At 41.3% G+C, this 26,392-nt stretch carries 31 protein-coding genes; 7 read left to right on the top strand and 24 right to left on the bottom strand.

Going from position 1 to position 26,392, the window contains the following annotated elements; genetic code table 11:
- Window positions 1-14: 14 nt before the first annotated feature.
- The 24 genes from MMP72_RS07960 to MMP72_RS07845 all read right to left on the bottom strand — a co-directional run bounded on the left by MMP72_RS07960 (window position 15) and on the right by MMP72_RS07845 (window position 21,525).
- Window positions 15-947 carry an acyltransferase gene (locus tag MMP72_RS07960; protein ID WP_241316165.1) on the bottom strand — a complete coding sequence of 311 codons (933 nt, stop codon included), beginning with the start codon at window positions 945-947 and terminating at the stop codon, window positions 15-17.
- Window positions 947-1,687, bottom strand: a complete 741-nt coding sequence (locus MMP72_RS07955; RefSeq protein WP_241316162.1) for a glycosyltransferase family 2 protein — start codon at window positions 1,685-1,687, stop codon at window positions 947-949. Before MMP72_RS07955 ends, MMP72_RS07960 begins: the two co-directional genes overlap by 1 nt.
- Window positions 1,688-1,697: 10 nt before the next feature.
- The gene (locus tag MMP72_RS07950; RefSeq protein ID WP_241316160.1) at window positions 1,698-3,365 is read right to left on the bottom strand and encodes an AMP-binding protein; all 1,668 of its coding nucleotides are present in this window, start codon (window positions 3,363-3,365) and stop codon (window positions 1,698-1,700) included.
- Window positions 3,366-3,371: 6 nt separating this feature from the next.
- A complete protein-coding gene (locus MMP72_RS07945; protein ID WP_241316158.1) occupies window positions 3,372-3,923 on the bottom strand; it encodes a septation protein IspZ in 552 nt (183 codons plus the stop codon).
- Window positions 3,920-4,168, bottom strand: coding sequence for an acyl carrier protein (locus tag MMP72_RS07940; protein WP_241316155.1), 249 nt, complete (start codon window positions 4,166-4,168; stop codon window positions 3,920-3,922). Before MMP72_RS07940 ends, MMP72_RS07945 begins: the two co-directional genes overlap by 4 nt.
- 11 nt (window positions 4,169-4,179) lie before the next feature.
- Window positions 4,180-4,440, bottom strand: a complete 261-nt coding sequence (locus MMP72_RS07935) for a phosphopantetheine-binding protein (protein WP_005206340.1) — start codon at window positions 4,438-4,440, stop codon at window positions 4,180-4,182.
- On the bottom strand, window positions 4,424-5,245 hold the full coding sequence (locus MMP72_RS07930) for a lysophospholipid acyltransferase family protein (protein WP_241316153.1): 822 nt from the start codon (window positions 5,243-5,245) through the stop codon (window positions 4,424-4,426). Before MMP72_RS07930 ends, MMP72_RS07935 begins: the two co-directional genes overlap by 17 nt.
- The gene (locus MMP72_RS07925; protein ID WP_241316152.1) at window positions 5,230-5,844 is read right to left on the bottom strand and encodes a beta-ketoacyl synthase chain length factor; all 615 of its coding nucleotides are present in this window, start codon (window positions 5,842-5,844) and stop codon (window positions 5,230-5,232) included. The genes MMP72_RS07930 and MMP72_RS07925 overlap by 16 nt, the downstream gene beginning before the upstream one ends.
- 315 nt (window positions 5,845-6,159) lie before the next feature.
- On the bottom strand, window positions 6,160-7,569 hold the full coding sequence (gene der, locus MMP72_RS07920) for a ribosome biogenesis GTPase Der (RefSeq protein WP_004669600.1): 1,410 nt from the start codon (window positions 7,567-7,569) through the stop codon (window positions 6,160-6,162).
- Between the two features lie 412 nt (window positions 7,570-7,981).
- Complete coding sequence (bamB, locus tag MMP72_RS07915) at window positions 7,982-9,124, bottom strand: outer membrane protein assembly factor BamB (protein WP_241316151.1); 1,143 nt, start codon at window positions 9,122-9,124, stop codon at window positions 7,982-7,984.
- Entirely contained in the window at window positions 9,124-9,822 is a 699-nt protein-coding gene (locus tag MMP72_RS07910) for a tetratricopeptide repeat protein (protein WP_241316150.1), read from the bottom strand. Before MMP72_RS07910 ends, bamB begins: the two co-directional genes overlap by 1 nt.
- Window positions 9,823-9,846: 24 nt before the next feature.
- A complete protein-coding gene (gene hisS / locus MMP72_RS07905) occupies window positions 9,847-11,139 on the bottom strand; it encodes a histidine--tRNA ligase (RefSeq protein WP_241316149.1) in 1,293 nt (430 codons plus the stop codon).
- A 7-nt stretch (window positions 11,140-11,146) separates the two neighbouring features.
- On the bottom strand, window positions 11,147-12,262 hold the full coding sequence (gene ispG / locus MMP72_RS07900; protein WP_241316148.1) for a flavodoxin-dependent (E)-4-hydroxy-3-methylbut-2-enyl-diphosphate synthase: 1,116 nt from the start codon (window positions 12,260-12,262) through the stop codon (window positions 11,147-11,149).
- 22 nt (window positions 12,263-12,284) lie between these two features.
- Window positions 12,285-13,076 (bottom strand): helix-turn-helix domain-containing protein, encoded by a 792-nt coding sequence (locus tag MMP72_RS07895; RefSeq protein WP_241316147.1) that lies wholly within the window; start codon window positions 13,074-13,076, stop codon window positions 12,285-12,287.
- Window positions 13,067-13,867, bottom strand: a complete 801-nt coding sequence (pilW, locus tag MMP72_RS07890; RefSeq protein ID WP_241316146.1) for a type IV pilus biogenesis/stability protein PilW — start codon at window positions 13,865-13,867, stop codon at window positions 13,067-13,069. Before pilW ends, MMP72_RS07895 begins: the two co-directional genes overlap by 10 nt.
- A gap of 17 nt (window positions 13,868-13,884) precedes the next feature.
- Window positions 13,885-15,120, bottom strand: coding sequence for a 23S rRNA (adenine(2503)-C(2))-methyltransferase RlmN (rlmN, locus tag MMP72_RS07885; protein ID WP_241316145.1), 1,236 nt, complete (start codon window positions 15,118-15,120; stop codon window positions 13,885-13,887).
- 121 nt (window positions 15,121-15,241) lie between these two features.
- Complete coding sequence (gene ndk / locus MMP72_RS07880) at window positions 15,242-15,673, bottom strand: nucleoside-diphosphate kinase (protein ID WP_241316143.1); 432 nt, start codon at window positions 15,671-15,673, stop codon at window positions 15,242-15,244.
- A 109-nt stretch (window positions 15,674-15,782) separates the two neighbouring features.
- A complete protein-coding gene (gene iscX / locus MMP72_RS07875) occupies window positions 15,783-15,983 on the bottom strand; it encodes a Fe-S cluster assembly protein IscX (protein ID WP_241316141.1) in 201 nt (66 codons plus the stop codon).
- Between the two features lie 96 nt (window positions 15,984-16,079).
- The gene (locus MMP72_RS07870; RefSeq protein ID WP_241316128.1) at window positions 16,080-16,631 is read right to left on the bottom strand and encodes a phosphatase PAP2 family protein; all 552 of its coding nucleotides are present in this window, start codon (window positions 16,629-16,631) and stop codon (window positions 16,080-16,082) included.
- Between the two features lie 21 nt (window positions 16,632-16,652).
- Entirely contained in the window at window positions 16,653-17,939 is a 1,287-nt protein-coding gene (locus MMP72_RS07865) for a glycosyltransferase family 1 protein (protein ID WP_241316126.1), read from the bottom strand.
- A 162-nt stretch (window positions 17,940-18,101) separates the two neighbouring features.
- Window positions 18,102-18,941, bottom strand: coding sequence for a symmetrical bis(5'-nucleosyl)-tetraphosphatase (locus tag MMP72_RS07860; RefSeq protein ID WP_241316125.1), 840 nt, complete (start codon window positions 18,939-18,941; stop codon window positions 18,102-18,104).
- A complete protein-coding gene (rsmA, locus tag MMP72_RS07855) occupies window positions 18,941-19,753 on the bottom strand; it encodes a 16S rRNA (adenine(1518)-N(6)/adenine(1519)-N(6))-dimethyltransferase RsmA (protein ID WP_241316124.1) in 813 nt (270 codons plus the stop codon). Before rsmA ends, MMP72_RS07860 begins: the two co-directional genes overlap by 1 nt.
- A gap of 62 nt (window positions 19,754-19,815) precedes the next feature.
- Window positions 19,816-20,799 carry a 4-hydroxythreonine-4-phosphate dehydrogenase PdxA gene (pdxA, locus tag MMP72_RS07850; protein WP_241316123.1) on the bottom strand — a complete coding sequence of 328 codons (984 nt, stop codon included), beginning with the start codon at window positions 20,797-20,799 and terminating at the stop codon, window positions 19,816-19,818.
- Between the two features lie 87 nt (window positions 20,800-20,886).
- Window positions 20,887-21,525 carry a hypothetical protein gene (locus MMP72_RS07845; RefSeq protein WP_241316122.1) on the bottom strand — a complete coding sequence of 213 codons (639 nt, stop codon included), beginning with the start codon at window positions 21,523-21,525 and terminating at the stop codon, window positions 20,887-20,889.
- 265 nt (window positions 21,526-21,790) lie between these two features.
- On the opposite strand from MMP72_RS07845, the gene rplM reads away from it, so the two are divergent.
- The 7 genes from rplM (at window position 21,791) to MMP72_RS07810 (ending at window position 26,387) form a co-directional block, all read left to right on the top strand.
- On the top strand, window positions 21,791-22,219 hold the full coding sequence (gene rplM, locus MMP72_RS07840; protein WP_005056027.1) for a 50S ribosomal protein L13: 429 nt from the start codon (window positions 21,791-21,793) through the stop codon (window positions 22,217-22,219).
- A gap of 12 nt (window positions 22,220-22,231) precedes the next feature.
- Window positions 22,232-22,618, top strand: coding sequence for a 30S ribosomal protein S9 (gene rpsI / locus MMP72_RS07835; RefSeq protein WP_241316121.1), 387 nt, complete (start codon window positions 22,232-22,234; stop codon window positions 22,616-22,618).
- Window positions 22,619-22,751: 133 nt separating this feature from the next.
- A complete protein-coding gene (locus MMP72_RS07830; RefSeq protein WP_241316120.1) occupies window positions 22,752-23,408 on the top strand; it encodes a glutathione S-transferase N-terminal domain-containing protein in 657 nt (218 codons plus the stop codon).
- 14 nt (window positions 23,409-23,422) lie between these two features.
- Window positions 23,423-23,848, top strand: coding sequence for a ClpXP protease specificity-enhancing factor (locus tag MMP72_RS07825; protein WP_241316119.1), 426 nt, complete (start codon window positions 23,423-23,425; stop codon window positions 23,846-23,848).
- 15 nt (window positions 23,849-23,863) lie between these two features.
- Window positions 23,864-24,523 (top strand): hypothetical protein, encoded by a 660-nt coding sequence (locus MMP72_RS07820; RefSeq protein WP_241316117.1) that lies wholly within the window; start codon window positions 23,864-23,866, stop codon window positions 24,521-24,523.
- A 383-nt stretch (window positions 24,524-24,906) separates the two neighbouring features.
- Complete coding sequence (locus MMP72_RS07815; RefSeq protein WP_241316116.1) at window positions 24,907-25,266, top strand: roadblock/LC7 domain-containing protein; 360 nt, start codon at window positions 24,907-24,909, stop codon at window positions 25,264-25,266.
- A 152-nt stretch (window positions 25,267-25,418) separates the two neighbouring features.
- Window positions 25,419-26,387 (top strand): hypothetical protein, encoded by a 969-nt coding sequence (locus tag MMP72_RS07810; RefSeq protein WP_241316115.1) that lies wholly within the window; start codon window positions 25,419-25,421, stop codon window positions 26,385-26,387.
- The last annotated feature ends 5 nt before the right edge of the window (window positions 26,388-26,392 follow it).

The raw sequence follows: 26,392 nt of genomic DNA, 5'->3' as shown, positions 1-26,392 counted from the left end.
GACTTGCATTCACGTTATTTTGTCCAAAACTGATAAAAATTAAACCATTGATACGGTGCCCGTAAGCAATGTTGTTCTAATACGGTGACATAGGTTTGGGTGATCTGTTGCATGCTGCTTAATCGGGTTTTTCGAGGTAAATCCACTTGCGCGGCAATCGCATGAATATGGACCTGAAACTTTTGTTGGGCACGATAACAAAATACTGCCAGCACAGGAACTTTCAGTAAATTGGCCAAAATCCATGCCCCTTGTGGCAACGCAGCCTCATTTCCCAAAAACTGAATGCTTTGCACTCGATCCGACTGCACAGGAATTCGATCCGCCGCCACAATCACCCACTCACCCTGCTCCATCTTTTCCTGTAACAGCATGGCTGTTTCAATGCCTAGTTCATCCACTGCGATTAAATTGACATCAGCCTTATCATTAATTTTTTTTAAAAACTGATTAAATTGTGAGGCATGCTTTTGATAAACAAGTACATTAATTTTTTGTGGGTGCTCCGATTTTAGCGCACGTAACAATTCAATATTGCCAAAATGCGACACCACAATAATCGCGCCTTTTTGGTAATGTTGCTGGAAGTGCTCATGCCCAAACAATTGCAGTTTTTGCTCGGGAATATGCCCTAACCATCCCTCAATCTTATCCAAAATACACTCACCAAACTGCATGAAATGCGTATAGCTATTCACCCAGCTCGGCATTACTGCAAACGGTGACTGAGATCCTGCGAATTGATGCAAGCGTTGTAAATATTGTAAAGAGGCATGTCGTGCTGTCACCGCAAAGAGCCAATACCACATAATAATAAAATACAGTACCACACGGCATAGCCAACGGCCGCCACAATGATAAAATCCAAGCATCAGCATCAGCGGCAACAGTCCGCCTCGTTCCTTAATCTGATGCCATGTGTCCTGCGAAGTTTGCGGTGTCGTCATCAGTCCGCCTTAAACTTATGCCAAATCAGTTTTGGAAAGCGCAGCAACATACCTGCAAATAATCGAGCATGTGCCTGACTTAAGCCCAGATTATCACGCCACACATTAAAATGTGACACGCCATGTTCAGGATAAATTACCCGTGTAGGTACATTCACAAAGGAGGTATTTTCCCATTTTAAGCGGACCAAGATTTCACTATCAAAACCCATTCTAGGCTGAAATTGAGCAGCATTGAGTATCGCTATGGTTTTTGCCAACGGATAGACCCTGAAACCACACATACTGTCTTTAATCTCGAAAGACAAACTGTTTAACCACACCCAGAAATGCGTGATATAACGACCGTAGAGACGCTTTTTAGGCACAGAATCGTCAAAGATCGGCTGTCCAATCACCATCGCTTGGGGATGTTGCTGTGAAAGTTCGATAAATTTCGGCACATCTTCCCAGCAATGCTGACCATCCGCATCTATTTGCAGCGTATGCGTCATCCCTAACTGGGCAGCATGCTGCAGCCCAGTAATAACCGCTTGCCCTTTACCTTGATTGGTCTGATGTTCTACTAGATCAACCAATGGATGCTGTCGTGCCAGTTGATGTAGAACTGCCGTACATTCAGCATCACTACCATCATTGACGAGGATAATCGGATATTGAAATTGTTCCAGATACTGCACAAGATCAGCAAGATAGTGCGGATGATTATAAACAGGAATAACAATGCCATAGTTCAACATCAGCGGACTCCTAGAGCTGTTCAAGCGCAAACAATAGACGCCCTGAAGCCAAGACCTGTTGCTCTGAGGTAATTTCAAAGCTAATTTTATGCTGTTTTCGTGTTAATTTTAACTGTATCACTGCATAAGGACGTATCAGGTTCTGGAACTTGATCTGCTCCAAGCCCTGACACTCATTTAAGTCAGACCAGCTACTCTTGGCAAACTGTTGAATAAAACTGATCTGCCCAACACCAGGATAAATCGGTTGATTCAGGAAATGCCCCTTAAAGCATTCCAGTTCGGCAGGAAACTCAAGGCTAAAATATTGCTCGTCCTGTTGTTGCCATTGCGATAGCACGACTGGCTGTAACATCGGTGTAAATAATGCTTTTAAATAATTTTTATCGCGTTTTGACTGAGCATTTTGTGGAATCTGACTCAAAAAGCGCCATTGTCGAGGAATGGCAATGCTTTCCAGCTGAGACTGTAACTGCTGCTTCAACTGTTTTACAAAAGCAGCTTTACCTAAGTGAATTAACTGCTGTTGAGCCTCTGCACTGAGCACCACAATCGCTGCCAGAATTTGCCGATGTTGATGTTCAAGTAGTAGCGTGTGGCTTTGCTCTACTTCCGCTAAATTATTCAGATTGTGCTCAATCGCATCCAGACTCAAGCGCTTTTCTTCCAACTTGATAATGCGGTCCAAACGACCTAAAAGTTTGAATTGCTTATCGTCGATATTAATCCACTTAGCAGCATCACCAGTGATGATCCAGCCAGACTCGCCCGCATGGTTACTTCGCACCATGAGTTGAGTGTTTGCAGCAATCTGAATCTCAACATTCTTAAAAGCTGTCCATGCGGCATCATCATATTGACGATGTGCAATCCCCCCAGTTTCTGAACTCCCGAGTACTTCAACAATCGGTACATTCAAATGTGGTCGAACACCTGCATCTAATTTTCCACCCGAACTGAACACCATTTCGCACTGCTGCAAGACCAAATCCTGCGTCCAGCGTTTTAATAAAGCAGGACTGGAAATCAGATAGTTGCTCCACCCTTGTTGAGCTAAACGCTGTTGAGCTTGAATAACATCTTCAGGAAAAGCCAGTTGCGGATTAAAAAAATGACGTCCTGTTGCCAACGGTAAAAGCAGTTTGAACAGTAATCCATAAATATGCTGGTGACTGACTGTAGCAATGGCAACGCTTTTCTGGTTGAACTGAAAACTGCCAGCTAAGCCAATCACTTCATTGAGGAGTTGCTTTAAAGTACGTTCGATCTTTTTCGGCTCGCCTGTTGAACCCGAGGTAAAGAACATGATCTCTGCCTGATTTAAGAAATCATCATCTTGTATACGAATCAGTTGAGAAAAGCGTTCATCTACATTCACAGTAACAGACTGACGGCTCAGAAAGTAAATCTGTTGCTGGGCAAATTGTTGTTCTAAATCTCGGACACGATTGGGAGGTAAAATGATTTTTTTATTGGCCAATAAGCCTGCAAAAAATAACAACAGAAACTGATAGCTATCTTGTTCCCACAATGCCCAAGTCTCTTGGCTCAATCCCTTGATTGCTGCAGCTTGTTCAGCGACATCTTGCCAAAAATCGGCATGAGAAATTGTTTTTAATTCAGAAGTAATACACAATGTATTCGCTGAATCAGCATCATTATAAAAAGAAATAGGCATAATATTTTAAGGTGTCGTTTGATTTAAACGTTGATGTCTTTTTCGCAAGATGTACTCACCGAGGAATAATATCCCCATCAATAGGTAAGACACAAAGCCGTTATAAATGATCCAATATTTCATTGGTGCAAATACCGTTGTCAGTGCAATCACGGCATTCATCATAAAGAAAAGGCACCAAACCACAGTGACTTTCCGTGTCCACACCACGCCAGAGGCTGGCAGATCAGGTTCAACCAGACGAGCAAAACGCTCAATCATGGAAGGTGGTCGATACAGTGTCAGTGCAAAAATTATCAACGCACCGAGACTCATGCCAACAGGATAAAGCTTGAGCCAAGCATGATCTTTTAAAATCAGACTTAATCCACCACAAATAATGGCTAAACCAGTCAGCGGTAACATCAAATCTTTTTTGGCGCTCAGCAAGCGACTAACACCCAAAACGACGAGTAAAACACTGACCCAGATGAACTGTCCATGCGACAGGCTCCATCCAACAATAAAGGGGTACAACACAAAAAATGTGATCAATCCCCCTCTAAATAGATGTCTCATTCAGCCGTCATGTTCTGAATGACCACAACAACATCTTGTACTGTTCTTACGGTTTTAAAATCTTCAGGCTTGACTTGCTTGCCAGTCAGTTCTTTAATTTTAACCACAAGATCAACAGCATCAATGCTGTCTACATCTAGATCTTCATATAAATTGGAATCAAGTTGGATATCATCAGGTTCAATTTCGAATAAATCCTGCATCCACTCTCTTAACTTTGCCAGCACCTGTTCTTGAGTTAACATTGATCTACTCCTTAACCAGCTTGCTGTGCTTCAACCAAAGCCACTAAGCTTTGAACTGATTTAAAATGTTGTTTGGTTTCATCTGATTCTGCATTCAAATGAATGTTATAGCGTTTTTTCAATGCCAAGCCTAACTCTAGCGCATCAATTGAGTCTAGGCCCAAACCCTCACCAAAGAGTGGTGCTTCAGTTTCAATATCACTGATGCCAATATCCTCAAGCGCGAGAACATCAATAATCATTTGCTTTAATTCATCAGCAAGATTGCTCATTTTTCGATAACTCATTATTAAAAATTTGATAAAAACCCTGATTCAACTGACGCACCTGTTTCGGTGAAACTTCTGAATCTGCCAAGATATCTTGGACTTCTATTGCATCCAGCACCTTAATCTCAATATGAAAAGGCTGTGCGGGCACATGATACCATTTTTCATTTTTGGTTAAGGTGGATGGCATACATGTAATCAAAACTGGACGTACGGGCACATTGGCACGAATCGCAATATTTGCAGCACCACGTTGGAACTCATTCAGGCATTCACCTTTTTCAGTTCGAGTTCCTTCAGGAAAAATCAGTAATGAAGCTGCACCCTGCTGTTTTAATCGAAGCACACAGTCTTCAATAAACTGCTGTGAACCTGCATTTAAAATATAACCCGCACTCCGTACTGGACCACGTGTAAATGGATTAGACCATAAGGACTGTTTAACAACACAATTGGCTTGTTGCATTAATCCAATCATCACCACGACATCAATTAAGGTTGGATGATTGGCAATGACCAATTCTTGGCGGCTACTTTGCAGCTTTTCCAATCCCTCGACTGAATAAGTCATCACGCCAAGCTTGACCAACATTTCAGTAAAGCCCTTGAAGCTGTAATGAATGACTTGCTGCGCGCGCTGCTGACGCACAACGTGATTACGGCTGCTTAAATGAACCAAGGGAGCCACAACCGTTGCAATCCCAATCCCACCCGCACCAAAACTTGCAAAGCTGAAACCTGTAGCTGCGACACGCCAAGCATAATTGGCTTTCTGTTTAATCTGATTCAGCTTTAACATTTTTTCCATCTCAACACAGATCGGCCTGCTTCTGTAGCCTGCCAAAACTGGTAAAAAGCTAAACTTTCTAATGATTCCGAGCCACTGAGCTGTAAAACTTCCAGATTGGGATTTTCTAAACTCACGACGGTCGCCAAAGCAAATGCAGAGAACTCAGTGGCATCATTATAAACACTCGGTAAAGCTTGATCATATGCCACCACCAACACACGTTGTGCCGAGGGTGTTGACTTTAAAATGGCATAAGCCTCAATCAATGCTTCCGTCCATTCACAGCTTAAACTTGTCGAGGGCGTCGCATCCTGACATAGAATCGAATACAAGCCTGCAATTGCATTGTGAACTGAGGTTGAAAATTGTGTTGGTGATGGTGTTTGTTGTTGTAATACGTCTTGGAGAATATGCAAGGTTTTTTGTTCGTCCCCATATCGGGAAGCCCAAACAATATAATCAACATGTTGGCCATTTAAGGTTGTCAAAGCGCTGCTTAATGCCATTTTTGCCAAGGCAGATAGACGTCGACGCTGCATGGCAGGAATAGCGTCCAACGCAGCATAGTTTTGCTGTGCATCAATACGCTGAGGCTGCGTTAGATGGAGTTTCAACATGCAATGCATCGTCCAGTGTTCAGTGTTCAGTGTTCAGTGTTCAGTGTTCAGTGTTCAGTGTTCAGTGTTCAGTGTTCATGTATAAACACATCATCAATAATCTTTTGTGGGCGCATTATAGCACTGTGACTAAATTTAACAAAAAAATATTTTATTTACATTTCAATAACTTAAATCGATGTTTTTTAATATGCGTTTGAAACAAATAAAATGTAAAGTTTTTCTAAACATAAGTTAATATTATTAACTTTAATGATCTAAAAATTATCATAAAAAAGCCCAAAACAAAGTTTGGGCTTATGATTTTATCTTGAATTAACGCTTCATTTTTTTCTCAGCTTTTTTGAACTTCTGTACATAACGACGTTTACGTGCGGCAACACGCTCATCTACCATAGATTTACGACCTTCAAATGGATTATCTGAGGTTTTGAAATCAACACGCACTGGCGTTCCTTCCAGTTTATATACTTTACGGAACACATTTTCGAGATAACGACGATAGTCCGCAGGGGTTTTGTCAACCTTATTGCCGTGGACTACAATCGTTGGTGGATTTTGTCCGCCCATGTGCGCATAACGCATTTTAATACGTTTACCCCCAATCATTGGCGGCTGATGCGCTTCTGTTGCATCATTCAAAATCTGGGTTAATTTTGCAGGCGAAACTTTCAAATGTGACGATTCATAAGCACGATGGATAGTTGGATACATTTCCCCCACCCCTGTACCATGTAATGCAGAGATTAAATGCACTTTCGCCCAAGGAATAAAGTCAAAACGACGATCGACATCCAACTTACATTGTTTACGGTCGTATTCAGTCATGTTGTCCCATTTATTAATGGCAATCAACATCGCACGTCCAGCTTCAAGCGCATAGCCTATCAGATGTAAATCTTGTTCGACCACACCTTCACGTGCATCTAAAACCACAACAATGACATGTGCATCTTTAATCGCTTGTAGCGTTTTCACAATTGAGAATTTCTCAATCATTTCATCTACTTTACCTTTACGACGTACACCCGCAGTGTCAATTAAGGTGTATTTACGACCATCACGTTCAAACGGAATATAAATAGAATCGCGTGTCGTGCCTGGTTCATCAAATGCAACCACACGATCTTCACCGAGCAAACGGTTGACCAAAGTCGATTTACCAACGTTTGGACGACCAATAATGGCTAAACGTAAGCCTGTCGCCTTATCATGCGCTTCATCGCTTTCATCTTCTGGAACATCAACCAAGACATCCTCAAGCATTTGCTGTACGCCACGGCCGTGACTAGCAGCCACTTGTAAGGGCTCACCCATACCAAGTTTGTAAAACTCAACCAAAGCAGCTTCAGCATGAACGCCATCTACCTTGTTGGCAACAAGGTAGATTTTTTTACCTAAAGTACGTAATTCACGTGCGATTTGTTCGTCTGAGGCCAATAGACCTGCACGAGCATCGACCACAAAAACGATAATGTCAGCTTCATTGATTGCCGTTTTTGACTGCTCTGCCATGTAGCTATCAATACCGCCTTCATTTTCACCAATACCACCAGTATCGACGACAATAAACGACTTATTTTGAAAAACCGCATCACCATATTTGCGGTCACGAGTTAAACCAGCGAAGTCAGCAACCAAAGCATCACGACTTTTTGTGATTTGGTTAAATAGCGTTGATTTTCCGACATTTGGACGACCAATGAGCGCAATAACGGGTTTCATAGTTAACCTTGATATAGAGAATAACCTTGAGGTATGAATGATCATAATGGGATCTTGCCGAGTACTCACCCTATTTGGGGATAAGCCTTCAGCTCGACCTACCTTGCGAAACGTTGTTTCTCATTCCGGGAAAAGTAGGCAAAACCATTGTCATCCACATGAAGAGCGACTATAGCTCCGCAAGGTTCACTACCGTCGAGTTTCTTAACTTGCCACAGAAACTTCATTTAATAAATGTAGTCCTGTCTCAAACAATTGTGGATGACGTTTCCGAGTATCACATTTCAATTAAAATTTGATACCGAACTCAAGTAAATAAAATAAAAATTCGGGGCTTTGATAATCAAATACCCCGATAGATGTTTTGTCTAGCAATTGCTAATCAGCTATTTTACCACAAGCTTGGATAAAATTAACGATTCTGCCAAATGCTTAATGCACCTTTTCGTGTAGCGACATAAAGCTGATCATCAATCACACGTAGTGAACGGACATCTCCACGCGTTTTTGCACGACCAATCAGCTTACCCGAAGCAGGCTCAATCAGATGTAAAACACCATCTAAATCACCGACCACGAGATTTTGTCCCAACATCACAGGGTTACTTAACTTACGATTCAATAAGCTTTCATTCTGCCAAACCAACTCGCCTGTAGCGAGATCGTAGGCATTCAATTTACCATCAACTGTTGATATAAATACTTTATCTTCAGATACTTCTGGACGGTTGGTACTACTCGCATCTTCGCTCCACACCACACGTTGTGTCGCTAAATCAGTCACAGTCACTTGCCCTTGAAAGCTACTGGTCACTAAATATTGACCTGCAACCACTGGATCACCATTGATATCAATCAAACGTTGAATATCTGAACGACCTTCACTGATGGCAACACGACGTTGGAACTGAGGTATACCGCTAATCACATCGATTGCATAGATATACGCATTGGCTGAAGCAATGAGTACTGTGCGCTCATCCAAAGGTACAGGAGCAGCTTGACCACGCAAGCTAAACTGAATATTTGGCAGTTTATAAGCCCAAACCTGTTGTCCTGAAACAGCATCATGTGCAAATACAGTTCCATCATTTGCCAGTGTAATCACACGACCTAACTGTATTGAGGATGGAGATAAAATGGCACCAGACAATTGTGTTGTCCACTTTTGCTCACCTGTGGTTTGGTCTAAAGCAAACAACTGCCCTTTTCGATTACCAACAACCACAATCCCTTCGCCTGCTTCAACACCAGCCGTTAGCTCTTGTTTGGTAATCTTACTTTTCCAAAGACGTTGTTTACCGTTATAAGCTGAGACTTGCCCATCTGGATCAGGCGTGAAAATCACACCATTGTCTGTATCGAGCTGTAAACGTAAAGATTCAGCCGCATTGGTAGAAGAAACACTTTGCGAAAAGACAAGGTTTAAGCTCTGTTCTTGCGTGATTTTTGGCAATGGATTGGGTTTCACTGGCTTAACTTTATTACTCGAACATCCAACGAATAAAGCTGAGGCAATAGCGATTGCCAATGGTAGTTTTAGTTTATTCTGCATTAAGACTCATCCACATTGGTATCTAAGATCGGGCGCTCAACTTCAGGATCATCTACTAAAACGCCAACACTTTCGAGTTTAATTTGTAAAAGCTGACGCTCTTTCTTACGCTCGATCAAGCTATCCCACGCACTCTGATACGCTTTACGTGCTGATTCAGTTTCTTTTTTCGCAACAAAAATATCACCACGAAGTTCATCTACTGTCGCTTGAAAGGTTGGCTCAACCACCTTGTCCAAGGTCTTTAACGCTTCGTCATATTTCTTCTGCGCGAGTTGTGCATCTGCTAAACGTAGTTTAACAATTTGCACCAACCCTGCATCTTTGACTGTTGAATTTTCAACTTTCTTTAATGCTTTTTCAGCCGCAACATAATCATCTTTGTCATAAGCGAGCTTTGCTAGAAGAAATTGTGTTTGCAACGCCTGTACTGAATTCGCATCTTCTTTCACAATTTTATCGGCTGCTTCAGAGATGGTCTCAAATGCATTCGGCTGACCCGAGATCGCTTGCGCCTCATCCATCAACTTTTGTACTTTCGCCGTTTGGTTCTGAGACTCAGCAAGCGTTTTCTTTTGCCAGTATTCCCATCCGAAAAAGGCAATCAAGGCAATGAGAATTCCGCTAATGATTGCAGAACCATATTTTTTGGCAAACGACTTAAATTGGTCGAATTGTTCATCATCACTTAAACTCATGTGATTGTCCTTTTCCTAAATATTTTATTGTTTAAATTTCTCGATAAAAAATGACGTAAGCGCTGTTAAAGCAACTTGTGACTGCTCAGCAGTTGCAAGCTCCTTCACCAAAAGCTGTTGTGATTCCCACTCGCGCTCACCCAAAATCACGGCATAGATCGCACCAGATTGATCTGCCTTTTTCATTTGGCTTTTCATACTGCCTTGAGAGCCTGTTTTAAGGCGAATTGGGCTATTTACTGCTTCCAGTTGATCACGAATTTGCTCAGCCAATAGCAGTGCTTTTGCTTGATAAGCAGGTTCAGCCAATAAGAACACTTCACAGTCACGTACAATTTTCACTTGCTCTACTTGCTCGAGTAACAGCAGCAAACGCTCCATACCCATCGCAAAACCAACAGCAGGCACAGATTGATCCGCTTTGCCCTTCAACTGGCCAACCAGACCATCATAACGACCACCCGCACAGACCGTTCCTTGTGAACCCAACATGGTGGTGGTCCACTCGAAAACCGTCTTGTTGTAGTAATCTAAGCCTCGTACCAGTTTTTGGTTAATCACAAATTCAATTCCAGCATCGGTTAAGTATTGCTTTAATTGTTCAAAGTGATTGATTGAGTCTTCTTTCAGAAAATCATGCAACTTTGGCGCATGTTCTAAAATCTTTTGAGTCGATTCACTCTTAGAGTCCAGAATACGTAATGGATTGGTGCTGAGACGGCGTTGTGAATCTTCGTCTAACGCATCTTTGTGCTGATTTAGAAACTCAACCAATGCGGCACGATATTCAGCACGTTCATCGGTTTCGCCTAATGTATTGATTTCAAGCTGCACTTTGTCTGCCACGCCCATACGTTTCCACAAGCGTGCGGTCATTAAAATGATTTCCGCATCAATATCAGGCGTAGCGACACCAAAGGTTTCTACACCAAACTGATGAAACTGGCGATAGCGACCTTTTTGGGGTTTTTCATAGCGAAACATGGGGCCGACATACCAAACACGCGGTGTAGCACCACGCAATAAGTTATGTTCCAACATGGCACGTACACAGCCTGCTGTCCCTTCAGGACGCAAGGTCAGTGATTCTGGCGGCGTTCCTTTGTCAAAAAAGGTATACATTTCTTTTTCAACGATATCGGTTGCATCACCAATGGCACGTTTAAATAAACCCGTTTGTTCTACGATAGGTAGCCGAATTTGTTGATAACCGTATGCATCCATTAAAGATGCAAGTTGTTGTTCCAGACTTCTCCAAGCCGCAGTTTGCGTTGGAAGGGTGTCATTAAAACCTTTGATCGCGACGATTGAACTCATGACCTACTCAAAAACTTGTACGAATAATTTCTTTAGATTTAGCTTCTTCAATCTCTTGAACGCGTTGACGAACCATTGATTCAATTTCATCAACCAACTGATTGGTGTCAATTAAATGGCTTTTCTCACCATTTCGATAGACCAGTGAACGTGGCGAGGCACCAACAATACCAATATCGGCTTCTTTGGCTTCACCCGGACCATTCACTTTACATCCGATCACAGATAAATCCATCGGTGTACGAATATCTTCTAAACGCTCTTCTAATGCTTGCATCACTTGAATCACGTTAAACTCTTGACGTGAGCAACTCGGGCAAGCAATAAAGTTAATTCCATTTGAGCGCAAACTCAAAGATTTTAAAATATCAAAGCCAATTTTGATTTCATCTTCAGGTTCAGCAGCAAGCGAAATTCGCATGGTATCGCCGATCCCTTCCATCAGTAATCCACCAAGCGCAATTGCTGATTTCACCGTACCTGTACGATAAATCCCTGCTTCAGTCACACCTAAATGTAATGGATTATCAATCTGTTGTGACAACAAACGATAAGCATCCATGGTTAAGAATACATTCGATGCTTTTACACTGATTTTAAACTCATGAAAGTTTAAACGATCAAGGATATCAATATGACGCATGGCCGATTCAAGCAAAGCCTGTCCAGTTGGTTCGCCATATTTCGCTTGTAAATCTTTTTCCAATGACCCTGCATTCACCCCAATACGAATTGAAATACCATGATGTTTGGCAGCGGCAACCACTTCACGTACTTTTTGATCAGAGCCAATATTACCCGGATTAATCCTGAGACAATCTGCGCCATAATCCGCCACAGCCAAAGCAATGCGATGATCAAAATGAATATCTGCCACTAAGGGCACAGAAACACGTTTACGAATCGCACCGAAAGCCTCTGCGGCTTCCATCGAAGGCACAGAAACACGCATAATGTCTGCACCAGCTTCTGCACAACGCTCGATTTGCGCGACAGTCGCATCTACATCACAGGTTTCAGTATTGGTCATACTCTGAACACTAATCGGGGCATCACCGCCGACATACACCGACCCCACACGAATTTTACGTGTTGGGCGACGCTTAATTGGGTTCACGATCATCGTATAGCTCTACCTTTTAGCATTAGCGAGACAAACGGAATTCAGCTTTACCATTTACAGTATAAGGACGCAAGGAAATCTGTTCTTGATTTAAACTGAGTGATACAGCGGTCGCATCATCCAAACGGATTTGGAAAGGTGATTCACCGGTCAAGGTTAACGTCGATGCTTGACGACCTGTTGCTAAAACTTTAGCTGTTGAATCCACAATATGTACGGACGTTGGTCGGCTAAAATTCAAGACAAGCTGGTCACCTGATGTTGCGACGGTATTCGCCATTGGGAGAATTTCAATATTTGAATTGGTGATCTGTGGAACATCAATGTCATCTTTCGTGCTTGATGACCAGTTTTGCACAGCCATCACAGCGAACCAACCAAGCAAAACCACAATCGCAAGAATCACGATACGCTTTAACCATTGACGATTGCGAACACTGTTCGAACCTGAAAGTTTCCCCATGATTTTAATCGGTGAGTTATTCAACGCATGGCTTGCTTTCAATCCAGTATCATTTGCATAGATCTCATCAAAGCGCTGAATGATCGCGCTCGCATCTGCATTTAAATATTTTGCATAAGCACGATAATAACCTTTGATAAACGTCGCTTCTGGCAATGACGTATAATCATCTTGCTCTAATGCTTTCAAAGTTTTGACGGGCATATTCATTGCACGTGCAATCTCATCAAGTTCTTTCTTTTGTGCAATACGAATTTGACGCAAATACTCACCAGGTCGTTGAATATTTCCCAAAGTTGACGAAGGAGAGTTTGAGCCAGTTGGCTGATGTGAATTTGGATTTATTTCCATACGGCCTCAGTACTGTACTGTAATTGCAAATAACGTTGATATTCTAGACTTTCTGGAAATAAAGCACGTAATTGATTGACCAACACTTGCATTCCCAATTGATCCGCATTCGCGCGAGCAATGCGTATACCCAGCCAAAGCGCACGTGCACCTTGGTTTTTTTGTCCCACATTACGAACATATTGTTCATATAACTGTGCTGCGTCTCTATTGTTTTGTTGCAAATAGAAAATTTCCGACAACTCTAACATTGAAATGGTTGCATTTCGATTTGCTTGTAGTGCCTGTTTGAATGATTTTTCAGCATTCGCAACATCACCTATGATTAAATAGATCCGCCCTAGATTTTCCAACGCCTGAAAGCGCTGATCATAACCTAAGGTTGCACCCGCACGGGTGAACTGCTCAATCGCTTCATTATAGCGCTGCATTTGATACAAATATGTACCGTAATTATTACGAGCTTGTGCATTATTCGGTTCAGCAGAAATTGCGCGCTTAAAATATGCGTCTGCTTTTTCCATATTGAGTTTACTGCCCTCTTGTTGCAGTAAAATACCCATCATCATATTGGCATTTGCATCACGGGAATTGATTTTTAAAGCTTGGTCAAGCGAACGTTTAGCTGCATCCAGATCACCGTTACGAATATATTCTGCGGCTAATTGGCTACGAACCTGCACGGCCTTTTCAGGATTTTTGGTCGATGATGTGGTTTGGCAAGCTGTTAAGCCCCATACAGCAAGTACAACTGTTGTCGCTATAATCGTTTTTAGTCGAGTTGTATTCAACGCTTTATCCCCAAGTTTTATCCTTGTGTGCGCAAAATTTCTTGTCGTTGCGCCACTTTCTTTTTCCACTGTTCGGCGCGACGAGTACGGTCAGCAACTTGTCCCACCAATTGTCCACACGCTGCATCAATATCATCACCACGTGTCTGACGAATCGTACACACAAATCCTGCATCAGACAAAGTTTTTTGGAAAGCAATGATTCGATTGCGACTCGAACGTCCATAAGGTGCATGCGGAAATGGATTAAACGGAATGAGGTTAATTTTACTTGGTAAATTCTTTAACAATTTCACCAGTTGTTGCGCATGTTCAGCGTGATCATTGACCCCTTCCAACATGACATATTCAATCGTCACGTGTTTACGCGCACTTTCATTGCCATCTTTGGCCAAATATCGCTGACATGCAGCAATCAATTGTTGTAATGGGTATTTTTTATTAATGGGGACTAATTCATTGCGTAATTCATCATTCGGCGCATGCAATGAGATCGCCAATGCCACATCAATATCTTGGATTAACTGATCAATTTTTGGAACAACACCAGAGGTTGACAAAGTCACACGGCGTTTAGACATACCATAAGCAAAATCATCCAGCATCAAGCGCATTGAGCTGAGGACGGCATCATAGTTTAATAATGGCTCACCCATGCCCATCATCACCACATTGGTGACAGTGCGCTCACGCTCTGCCACAGGCACTTCTTCCATATAAGAATAATTGGCCATCCAAAGCTGCCCGATGATTTCAGCAGGGGTTAAATCACGTTGGAAACCTTGTTTACCAGTCGAACAAAATGAGCAATCTAATGCACAACCCACTTGTGAAGAAATACATAAAGTCTTACGAGAGCCTGTTTTGTCTTCCGCAGGAATCAATACCGTTTCAACTAAAGATCCGTCACCCTCGCCCACACGGAATACCCACTTACGTGTCCCATCTTTTGAATAGTTGCGATGAACCACTTCTGGGGCTTTAATTTCACAAATTTTTTCGAGTTTTTCACGCAATTTCCCCGAGATATTGGTCATCTCAGCAAAATCAGTGACGAAATATTGATGAATCCACTTCATGATCTGACCGGCGCGAAACTTTTTTTCGCCCATGTCTTCAAAGAATTTTTCTAATTCAACTCGCGACATGCCAAGTAAATTTACTTTATTGTCGGCAGCTTGAACGACAGGCGTATTGAATGACTGTTGTTTTTCATCTGAATTTACTGATGAAACGACGACTGCAGAACTCATGTGAATTTACCTAAACAATATCAGCACTAGAAAACACTGTGCATTATTTACACAATACAATCTATAAAAAATAAAAAACCAGATAAGTAGTATACCACTTATCTGGCTTGAATACTTTGGATTAACGAGTGCGTGGGCAGATCTCGTTATCAGCAAAGAAGTAAGCGATTTCACGCTCAGCAGAAGCAACTGAGTCAGAACCGTGCGCAGCATTTTCATCGATGCTTACAGCGAAATCAGCGCGGATTGTACCCGGTGCAGCTTCTTTAGGATTGGTTGCACCCAAGATTTCACGGTGAGCAAGCACTGCATTTTCGCCTTCAAGTACTGAAACAACCACTGGACCAGAAGTCATGAAAGCAACTAAGTCACCAAAGAAACCACGTTCTTTGTGCTCAGCATAAAAGCCTTCTGCATCAGCTTGAGAAAGCTGTTTCATTTTAGTTGCAACGATTTTCAAACCCGCTTTTTCGAAACGAGCAAAGATGTCGCCGATGTTGTTTTTAGCAACTGCATCTGGTTTTACGATAGATAAAGTACGTTCAATCGCCATGGTTGGCTCCTATTATGGTCTAAACACTAAAAAATTTGCCGCATTATACCGATGTCATCGCGAATAATCAGCTTGAATCTGTAAAAGTTCAACGATTTCGGATGAATTTCTAACGAACCTCATCCAGCCATGCCATTTGAATCGCTTCAAGCAAACCTTCTGTCGATTTAGTCGGATCATCATTGAAATCTGGTAATGCGCAAACCCACGCATGAAGATCGGTAAAACGAATCCATTGCGGATCCACCTCTGGATGCGCCTCGACCAATTCAATCGCGATATCCATCGTATCTGTCCAACGTAAGCCCATATAACAACCTGAGTAAATAAATATGATTAGAGCTACTTTAACAAATCATCAGATTTAAGAGATAGTGTTGTGTTGCTAAATTCTCTGGTAAATAGCTTATAAAAGAATATTAAAACTTGGCGCGAGTAAAATAATGGCACTGGCAACGGATGCACCAATCATTGCCCCCACAATCACATCACTTGGATAATGCAACCCGAGAACCATGCGTGACAATGCGATAAGGAGCGTAAATGGCAACATCAGCATCAGTAAAACAGGTTGAATATAACCCAATGTAATCGTCAACATCACCGCATGTAAGGTATGACCTGATGGAAAACTAAAGTGATCCAATGGTCGCTCGCCCAAGACAATCACTTGGTGGACTTGATAAGGTCTTGGACGCGTGGTTTTATGTTTTAAAAATTTATAGATTAAGGTTCCCACCAAACCAGCCGCAATCAAATACAGAATTTGCAGACCATAAGCCAAGCCTTGCATCACCCATACCGACAACAACATCACATACCAAAATGGCCCATCACCTAAACGACTAATTGTTTTAAAAAATAAGGCGATGCGTTGTGACTGTGAAAGATGGTTAAGGTATAGACAACCTTTTAAATCGAGATCGAGTATTTTTATTTTTGCATTTTGAAAGTTCATCATCTTCTCCTATTTGAGAAATTAGGTAGAGGTCATGGGAGACTCCCTTGCTACCTGATAAAGTGCTTGTTCTAATTGTTGTACAGGAAATTGCCAGCTAGATTGTTGTACGCTTTCACTGGCAAGTAAGCCCATTTGTCTCAACTGCGGGAGCGCAGGTAAATGACAAATAGCTTGAATTAAATCGGCTGTGTTCCCCAATGGAACCAACCACCCTGTAATCTCTTGTTTGACATGCTGATGTGCACAAACATAATCATAAGCCACGACAGGCAAACCACTGGCAATCGCTTCGAGTACCACATTGCCAAAAGTATCTGCTTGACTGGCAAAGGTAAAAACATCCGCACTTGCATATGCAGCCGATAGCTCACGACCACTCAGGCTACCCATGAAAATCACATCTTTTGAGGTGGTTAATTTACCTAGACGAGCACGATCTGGCCCATCCCCCACGATCACAAACTTAAAATTTGTGCCTTGCTGTGCTTGCAGCGCGTGGAAACTTTTAATCAGCACATCGACTTCTTTTTCTGGCGATAAGCGCCCCACATAGAGCATTACGCGAGTATCAGCATCGACACCCCATTGTTGACGTAATTGTGCTGAACGATATTTTGGTGAAAATTTTGCAGTATCCACACCTCGTCCAACCACCACCAATGGACAGGTCACACCGAAACCACGTAAGGCTTGCTCCGTATATTGACTCGGCACGCAGGTGACATCGGTGCTGTTATGGAACCACGTTAAATAGCGTTGAATCGGTTTTACTAAAAAAGCCAAGTCAAAGAAACGACTAAAGTCATGAAACGCAGAATGAAAACCACTTGATACAGCGATTTTTTTAGATTTAGCCGCTTGTAAAGCGGTAAGTCCCAAAGGCCCTTCAGTCACGATATGCACCACATCTGGTGCAAACTTTTCAAAGGCTTTTGAAACCTTTAAATATTGTGGCCAACCAAATTGAACGCTTGGGTACTTCGGGATCGGTTGTGCAAGAACAAAGCATTCTTGATCAGGATGAAATTCTGTACACACTTCTTTTTGTGTCGGACGGACCAATAAGATTTTATGACCTAGACGTTGTAAACCTTGGCATAATTGCATCATCGATAACGCCACACCATTGATCTCTGGTGGCCATGTTTCAGTCACAATCGCGATTCTTAAACGGGGACGAACTAAATCTTGAAGCTCAGATAATTCATTTTGTTGATCTTTAAGTTGTTTCCTTTTAAAGTAAAATTTTACACTTTCAGGAAACTGTTCTTGCTTTAATAGAGATGTCGCGTATGTACTTTGCATATCGCCATCCATTTGTGTCGTTATTTTCATGCTTTAAGCATATAAATATTTTTTGACACTTTAATGATCAATAGATGACAGTTTTTTGACAGTGTTAAAATAAAAAAGCCCTATCTCGAACAGAGACAGAGCATCAAAACATGAGCAGCTATTGAATTGACATCAAACCAATGGATTATCGACCTTAAATAACTGCTGATCCTCTAAACGGTAAGCAATCAACTGCTGCCCCCAAACACAACCACCATCAACACTCTGTATTTTTGAAGTTATGGTTTTCCCATGTAAAGCCGCCCAATGTCCAAAAAGAATCTGGTGGGTTTGCGCAGTCGGACTTTCAAAATCAAACCAAGGCTGAAACCCTTCTGGCATTGGCGCGTCTAAGCCCTCTTTAAAACTAAACTCAAGACGACCATCCACATCGGTCAGACGCATACGGGTTAAATAATTGGTGATACAACGCAGACGTGCCATACCCATTAAATCATTAGACCAAACATCAGGTTGTGTACCAAACATTTCTGCCAAAAAATGATCGAGCACAGTTAAATCATCATGACCCACAACATCTTGTACTTCACGAGCATGACGTTCAGTTTGCTCAGCATCCCACAACAAAGGAACACCGGCATGCGTCAAAATCGTGTGTTGATTGGGCAGTAAACACAACGGTTGCTTACGCAACCAGTCGATGAGCTCATCGCCATCAATCGCATCAATAATGTCTTGGATTCGATCCTTGTCTTTGACTTTTTTAAAGCCACGTGCGCAAGCAATCAAGGTCAAATCATGATTGCCTAAAACCGTTGCGGCAGCACCGCGATCAGCGAGCTTTTTAACAAAGCGTAATGCGCCAACTGAGTTTTCACCACGCGCCACCAAATCACCAGCAAACCATAAAAAGTCTTGATCAGGATCAAAGCGAATTTCTTTCAATAATGCCTTAAGTGCTTCGAAACAACCTTGCACATCACCAATGACATAATTATAGCGCTTAGACATTACTGCACCATTTGATCAGATAACGCGACAAACTGAGCCAAGCTTAAGGTCTCTGGACGTGCCATTGGATCAACGCCTGCTTTTTCAAAACCATCTTCAGCCAGCATTCCTTTCAAGCTATTTCGTAACGTTTTACGGCGTTGCGTGAAGACGTGCCCAACCAGACGTGCTAAAGCTTTTTCATTATTTGCAACAATCGGCTTGGTTTCATAAGGCTCTAAACGGAATACAGCCGAAGTCACCTTTGGCGGTGGATTAAATGAACCTGGTGGTACTTCAAATAAAAATGTTGGTTTGCAGAAATACTGAATCATCACCGACAAACGACCATACTCTTTGGTGTTAGGTACAGCGGTAATACGATCCACAACCTCTTTTTGCAACATGAAATGCATATCTTTGACTTTGTCACCAAATTCCAAGAGATGGAACAATAAAGGCGTTGAAATGTTATAAGGCAAATTTCCGACGACACGAAGTGGACGACCGTCTTGAAATAATTGAGTGAAATCGTATTTCAATGCATCCGCTTCAATAATGGTCAAACGCTCAGGGTGCGGCACGCGCGCAGGTAAGCCAGCGGCCAAGTCGCGATCCAGTTCCACGACAGTGAGAGCGTCACACTCACCAATTAACGGAGAGGTCAATGCAGCCAAACCCGGACCAATTTCAACAATATTTTCACCCGTACGAGGATTTACCGAGCGTACAATTTTGGCAATGACACGTTGATCATGTAAAAAGTTCTGACCAAAACGTTTTCGAGCCTGATGCCCTTCATCTTTAGGGTTTAGGGCATTAATTTGATACATATATTTATACTCAATATTCCAAACTTAATTCTCCCCTCGTTGATAAAGAGGGTAAGAGGTGACTAAAACTTCGCGAGGGAGGTTCGAGCTAAATCAAGTGCTAAATCTACTGCCACATGCAAACTCGATGCTTTTGCTTGTCCAGTACCTGCAAGAGAAAGGGCTGTACCATGATCGACTGAGGTTCGAACAAAGGGTAAGCCTAAAGTGATATTTACCGCTTCACCAAAGCCCTGTGATTTTAACACAGGTAGACCTTGATCGTGATACATTGCCAAAACTGCATCCGCATCTTTCAGGTTTTCAGGGGTAAATAAGGTATCGGCAGGCAGACTCAGACTCATCTGAATACCCTGCGCTCGATAGCTTTCCAGAACAGGATTGATAACTTCAATTTCTTCTCGCCCCAAATAACCATCCTCACCTGCATGAGGATTTAGCCCACACACTAAAATTCTAGGCTGAATAATTTTAAATTTTGTTTTTAAATCATGAATCAGAATATCAATCACTTGATGCAAACGTTCTTTGGTAATTGCATCAGGTACATTCCGTAAGGCTAAATGCGTGGTGGCTAAGGCGACACGCAATGACTTGGTCGCCAGCATCATCACCACACGATCAATACCCGCAAATTCTTGGTAATATTCGGTATGACCACTAAAGGCAATGCCTGCATCATTGATAATGGATTTCTGCACAGGTGCTGTCGCAACACCCACACTCGCCCCTGCCATTGCGTAATCGGCAGAACGGCGCAACTGCTCCAAAACATAGGCAGCATGTGCTGGATTTAACTGCCCCAGTTCAACTTGTTCAGTTAAAGGGACATGCTCAACAAAAAGTTGCCCTTTTTCACTGGATTGGCGCTGTCCTTGATACTCAACCAATTCAACAGAGATTTTCAACTGATCAGCACGCTGCTGTAACATCTCCCTATCTGCCAAGACCACAATTGGACGTTCATCCACTCGCTCAGCCAAAGCTAAACAAATATCAGGTCCAATGCCTGCTGGTTCACCTGAAGTGACATATAAAGGGAGCATACCTACCGCCAATCATTCTTGATTTCTAGCTAGTGTAACCAAAATCTAAAATCAGCTATAGCATTTCCTATTTATAATTCGATCACATTATTGACTGGTCGCGTTTTTAGGTAAATTTTGCGGTACTAAATTCGAAGGTACAAAATTCGGAGTTCGTGTCCAAGGATTGATTTTTGATGGTGTTTTTTTCTCTGTTTGCGCAACCCCAGTCAAATCTGCTTTTTTCTCAGTCATAATCACTGCACTATTTGGCTTCTCGACCAGTGGATTGGTCGCGATTTCTTTATTTTCAATCATCTGTACATGCTGGGTAGGCTGTGCTTCTTTTTTATCTACAGATGGCGTAACAACGGTAACAGTTGGAGGCAAATATGGCGTCGTCGGCATGCCTTGCTTCACAATGGTTTGCGTGGTGGGCGGTTGAGGTTGAGTTGATGATACAGCCCCACCTGTAGATGGGTCTTGAAGATGGGTCTGATCCAAAGGAATCTCAATTGCTTTCATTTCAGCAGTGACTGCCATCGCAGGGTCAACATAGCCACCCGTTCCACGACTTTCAAGCACTTCAAGCTTCTTGGACGTTCCCTCTCTAGGTTGAAATTCTGAATAATTGGTCACACTGCTCTGATCTACCCATTTATAAAGTCGCCGTGCATTTGTCTGCGCTGAACAAACACCGATTAATATTGTGACTACAATCATTTTTGTAGAAAACGACAACTCCATCAAATTCACCTAAAGAAGAGGTTAATACTTCTATTTATTTCAATTAATTAATATAAAATCATAGGGCAAACCCATCTTTGCCACAAGGCAAATAATAGCGCTTAAAATTAAAGTCCTGTTGTTGACCAAATCAGTCACATTGCAGCAAATTCTAGTATCTTGAGTGAATTCTTGTTGTGCGTGTTTATAAATTCATGTAAAATTCCGTCTCCTTTTGTTTGGACAGATTTCACCGTCCAAACCAACTATAATAGGTAGTGGTTTAATGAAAACTCTCAGCGCTAAGCCAGCTGAAGTTCAACATGACTGGTATGTTGTTGATGCTTCTGGCAAAACTTTAGGTCGCCTTGCGACTGAAATCGCTCGTCGTTTACGCGGTAAGCATAAAACGTCTTATACTCCTCACGTTGACACTGGTGATTACATCGTTGTTATCAATGCTGAGCAAGTTCAAGTGACTGGTAAAAAAGCACTTGATAAAAAATATTATCGCCATACTGGTTTCCCTGGTGGTATCCGTGAGACTAACTTTGAGAAGTTAATTGCTCACAAACCTGAAGCAGTTTTAGAAAAAGCTGTTAAAGGTATGTTACCAAAAGGTCCTCTTGGTTATGCAATGATCAAAAAAATGAAAGTGTACGCTGGTACTGAGCATCCTCATACTGCTCAACAGCCACAAGTTTTGGACATCTAAGGGATACAGCACATGGCTACTAATTATGGTACAGGTCGCCGTAAGACCGCAACTGCACGTGTTTTCTTATCAGCTGGTACAGGTAAACTCGTAATTAACAACCGTACACTTGAGCAATATTTCGGTCGTGAAACTGCTCGTATGGTTGTGCGTCAGCCTTTAGAGCTTTTAGAAGTAACTGAAAAATTCGACCTTTACATCACTGTTAAAGGTGGTGGTATTGGTGGTCAAGCTGGCGCTATCCGTCACGGTATTACTCGTGCATTGATCGCTGCTGATGAAGATCTAAAACCTGCTCTTCGTCAAGCTGGTTTCGTTACTCGTGATGCTCGTGAAGTCGAACGTAAGAAACTTGGTTTACGTAAAGCGCGTAAACGTCCTCAATTCTCTAAACGTTAATCGTTTTTCGAATTGGACAAAAAACCTCGGATTTCTCCGAGGTTTTTTTATTTATAGTCACGATGATATTTCATGGGTGCTTTTTCTAGCGTTTTTTAGTATGCTGAACCGTTTATATCTCTAGCTTTGTCATATGTCGTCGGTTGAGAATACCCCAGTTCAGGGCATTACCCTTTATAGTCATGCAGATGATTTCCGTTCACACTGGATTCGCTTATTATTAGCAGAAAAGCAGATCAAATATCATCTCATCATAACCGACCATGAAGATGAAGATTTAGCGGATCTGAATCCGTATAATCAACTCCCCATGCTGATCGAACAAAATCTAAAGTTATTTTCACCAAATGTCATTGCTGAATATTTAGATGATCGCTACCGTCAAAATAAGTTATATGCTGACGCCCCAATGACCAGAGCCGAACAGCGTCAATATATCTGGCGCTTTGAACAAGACTGGTTCAAGCTCGCCGATCAGATGTTGCGACATAGCGATACACTCGATCCAAAGCAAAAACAAAAAGCACAAAAAGAACTCAGAGATACCCTTATTTCCTTAACGCCCTTGTTCCAGCATTTTCCGTTTTTTATGTCTGAAACCTTTTCCATTTTAGATTGTATGCTCGCGCCAATTTTTCTCAGATTAAAAAGTATGGGGGTTGAACTGCCTGCACAGCACTGCCGACCTATTTTCTTGTATTGTCATCGTATCTTTAGCCGACCATCGTTCACTAAATCAATGACAGCTCAAGAAAAAAACAGCTACAATGAATTGATTTCTACGATTTAATAAGTTTTTTAATTATGTCTGAGCAAATAACTTTTACACCGACACGCCCATATCTTGCTCGTGCCATTTATGAATGGATTTGCGATAATCAGCTGACACCTTATTTACTGGTCGATGCAACACAGCCACATACGGATGTTCCGCTACAATTTGTGAAAGATGGTCAAATAGTTTTGAATCTTGCACCACATGCGGTACACCAACTGAATATCAGCAATGAGGCGATTCATTTTTCTGCTCGATTTGGCGGCGTATCAAAAGAAATCTATGTACCCATTCAGGCAGTATTGGGTATCTATGCAAAAGAAAATGGACAAGGTTTATTCTTCGATCCTTCTGAATATACCGACATTCAAGAAACGACAACAGCTCAAATAGATGAACCAAAGCAAAAAACTGAACCAAGTAAAAAGAAACCTTCTCTTAGAATTCTAGATTAAACGAGGATATCCCTGATGGCATTTGACTTAGTTCAATATTTTTCTGAACAAATTAAAATTCAAAAACCACAACTTTTTACTCAATATTCTCAAAAAGAAAAGCAACTTCATATTGATGAAATCAATGCGCTTGCGCTTGGCCGATTGATCAGCCTTTGGAAACAAAATTCTCAAAAGTTATATCAAGAGGTTCAAAGCTCTGATCCACTGTATATCCAAGAAATTACCCGACACCTAACAACCTCAGCACACAATCAATCAACACTCAGCGCATCAGAATTAGAAACCAGTCTCACTGAGGTGTTATCGTTACAATTCACCGAATTAAGACAATTGGATCAAACAGGAAGTTTTGGTCCAGCAGGTCTAACAGAGTTACTGTTAGGGCAAATTGAGCATTTATCTGGACAAGCAGAAGACTGGGTATGGTCAACCAACCAATTAACCGAACTATTAGGTTCTAAGCCAGTTGAACAACAAGAAATCTCTCTTGAAGCAACCATGCAAGAATTTAATCAACTGGTTCATCAAGCACAACCCAATACGCATGATGAAACAGTATTAGAAGTTACCCCTCCAGCCACACCAACATGGTCTTATATTGTTGCGCCTTTGGTCGCGCTGGTTATTCTCATGATTTTATATTGCGCTTACAGCCAATTAGTTTCTATCTAGATATTTAATTCATGGATAGAGAAAGCCTAATAACTTTCTCTGTCCTATTCAATACTTGTTTATATTAAATTTAATTATTAATTTAAAAATTCTAATTAAATTACTTTTACATTTATTTACAATACAGAAAAACAAGAAAATCGCCCAATTACTGTGAATGAAATCACATTTATATCAAAATATAATCCTCAATTAATATTATAATCTGTTTACTTGACAAAAATTGTCAATTACTAACATTTCTATTATTTAAATTAGGCTAAAGCATGATTGATTTAATCAAATAGTTTCCTATAATGAAATTAACTACTTTTGAAAACCAATTAAAACAAAAGTAGCGTATATAAACTTATAAACAAGAATGTATTAGTAGAGATAATATCATGGCTAAAATTTCATTAGAAAGCTTATCAAACATTGATGGTTTCGTTGCAGCAGCACTAGTAGACACTGAAAGTGGCTTAGCGCTGGCAACACAAGGTGGGGGCTCACTTGATCTAGAACTTGCAGCTGCAGGTAATACTGAGGTTGTACGGGCAAAACGCCGTGTTGCTAACTCACTGAAACTAAATGATGATATCGAAGATATCTTAATTACCCTTGGTAAGGCATACCACTTAATTCGTCCACTCGAAAGCAATGGCAATCTATTCCTTTATGTTGTACTAGACCGTAGTAAATCCAACCTTGCAATGGCTCGTCACGAACTCAAAACTTTTGAGAAAGAGTTAGACTTTGCTTAATTCGCAATAGAAAAACATTTAATATATTAGACTTCCTATATTTATTTTTATTTTATCTAAATTAAAAAAACAATATAAGAGGTCTAATATTAGTCTTTCTATAAAAGACTAATATTGCTCAATCCGATATTTAACAATATTAAAGTGATACTATGAATGGGCATTGCATTAATATCGCAATTTCAGGTATAAGTTTAAAAGTTTCAGATGAATTAAAATTAGAACTTAGAAAAACAATACCTCACGAATTTGGCATTAATTGGATTAATATTGCCGATCCAAATATAGACTTATTATTAATAAATGAAAACTTTTTTGATACCGAGGGGATCCAACGTATTTTAGAACAAAAACAACTCCCTTGTTTAAAAGTTTCAAAGGGACAAGGTTCTTGTCACATCGACCAACACAACACACTGTTTCTACCGTTCCAACACACCGATGCATTAAAGAATTGGATTCATCTCCGCCTGTTGAGTTATTTATCTCATCAACAATTACAGCAACCCACAGTCGAGGTAGCCTCGACACACGATGCAATCAATCAAAAGTTTTTAACAGATATGTTAAATCCTGAAAATGCTCGCCTACATCTCTTTGATGATCATGGCACTTTAGCAATTATTGATACTCGCAGCCAAATTGCTTGGCTAGAACCCACACGTACCCACACCCAGACCAACCATAGTTTTAATTATGACTTTGCCACAACCTCTGACTTCACCAAAGTGTCGCGTAAAGTTGAATATAACTTACAAGACTGGCTATGGAATCTGTTTTGGCATTCTGTAGAGTTTCAACGCTTAGCCCCTAACGAAAATGAATATTACAAAATAGATTATTGGCCACAACCTGCTCAACACAATGATCGAAAAAAAGCCCTGCAACTTTCAGCTTGTTTTATCCAAGGCGCTCAGCTTGATCAGGTTGCTACTCAATTAGAACTACCGATTCAAGCCGTTCAACAATTTATTGCTGCTTGCATTATTTCGAACAACGGCAGCATCGTCTCAGCCTCGGAAAGTCATTATTTACAAACAGAGGCTGCTGAACAAACGATAGAACAACACGGTTTTTTAAATAAATTTTTCGGCAAGATTAGACGCCGTTTTGGTCTTTAAGGAAT

This window comes from Acinetobacter sp. NIPH 2699, from assembly GCF_022549355.1.
In the GTDB taxonomy this organism is placed as follows: Bacteria; Pseudomonadota; Gammaproteobacteria; order Pseudomonadales; family Moraxellaceae; genus Acinetobacter.
The sequence above is the reverse complement of the archived record's forward strand: the minus strand, read 5'-3'. Positions and strand labels throughout refer to the sequence as shown.